Source organism: Microbacterium umsixpiens, from assembly GCF_053543675.1.
On sequence record NZ_JBLVOH010000037.1, the window covers coordinates 9,749 to 11,286 of the forward strand.

Annotated in this window: 1 protein-coding gene; it reads left to right on the forward strand. The window is 66.8% G+C overall.

Going from position 1 to position 1,538, the window contains the following annotated elements:
- The first annotated feature begins 200 nt into the window (after positions 1 to 200).
- A complete protein-coding gene (locus ACNPM4_RS03850) occupies positions 201 to 1,493 on the forward strand; it encodes an ABC transporter substrate-binding protein (RefSeq protein WP_091031893.1) in 1,293 nt (430 codons plus the stop codon).
- Positions 1,494 to 1,538: the final 45 nt, after the last annotated feature.

Here is a 1,538-nt window from a genome sequence, read left to right on the forward strand (position 1 = left end):
GGGTGAACCCCCGCGGCATCCGTCGTATCCGGGGGATACGTGCGTTCTCCGGGGTGAGAAGACACGATAAGGTTGCGTAACCATTTCATTCTTGACACCGCTGTGAATGCGGAGTTATGGTGATGAAACCGATTTCACGCAGACCCGGCGAGAACTCGGATGCACCGTCGCATAGAACTTGCTGCCCAAAGGAGTGAACAGTGAAGTCGAACCACGCACACCCGTCCCGCCGCGCACGCGCGCTGCGGATCACCGGCCTCGTCGCCGCCGCGACCATCGCCCTGGCCGGCTGCGCCGCCGGCGACGACTCGTCGGATGCCGGAAGCGCCGGGGGAGAGCTCACGTTCTCCAACTGGCAGTTCCTCGAAGACGGCAAGGGCCCGATCATCTGGGACGCCGTCAAGGGCTACACCGGCCCCGACGACAACATCGAGCTCACCAAGGTCGAGATCCCGTTCGCGAACTACGCCGACAAGCTCAGCACCGAGCTGGGTGCCGGCGGCGGCCCCGACGTGATGGTCCTCCAGGACAGCCAGTTCGCCTCGCTCGTCGACGCCGGCGTGCTCGAGCCGCTCGACGACATCGCCGATGAGCTCGGCGACACGCTCAACAACACGAACGAGGCCGGAGTCTTCGACGGCGGGCAGTACGGCTTCAACTGGGAGCGCCCGACCTACAGCACCGTCATCTACAACAAGGACATCTTCGCCGAGCTGGGGCTGGAGGTCCCGACGACGTTCGACGAGTTCCTCACCACGGCGAAGACGATCAAGGACGAGCTGGGCATCTCCGGCTGGGCCGGCCGTCACCAGACCGCCGAGATCGACGGCTGGACGCTGGAGATGGCGAACTGGATCTACGGATTCGGCGGCGAGCTCAGCGACGGGAAGAAGCTGACCATCGACAAGGCCGAGAACGTCGAGGCCGTCGAGGCGTTCCTCGAGACGTTCGCCTCGGGTGTCGCCCCCATCGGCGACGACGCGTCGACCTTCCGTGCGAAGTTCGGCCAGGGCCAGGTCGGGATGCTGTTCGAGAACTCCGGTGTCGCGACGACCATCACGAGCAACCCGGACAACGCCGTGAACGGACAGAACATGGGCGCGGCTCCGCTGCCGCTCGCGAACCCCGGCTCGAACTCGCAGCTGATCATCGCCGTCAACGCGAACAGCGACAACAAGGAGGCCGCCAAGGACTTCGTGCGCTGGGTGCTCGGCGAGGAGGGCCAGACCGCCATCCGTGCCGGCCTCGGCGCCTCCGCCATGGCCACCGACGTCGAGCCGGACGCTGCCTTCCTCGAGGCCAACCCGTGGGCGACGCAGTTCCTCGAGGCCGCCAAGACCTCGAAGTCGACCCTCGTCGAGGGCTTCGAGACCGAGAGCAAGGTCGTCTGGCGCGAGGTCCTCACCGCGGTCGAAGACCTGCGGGTCAACGGCGGCGACGTGAAGGCGAAGCTGGCCGAGGTTCAGGAGAACCTCGAAGCCGAACTCGGCTGAGCACCCCGAGGGGCGGGCGTGACCCCCGCCGCCCCCCCCGCCGCC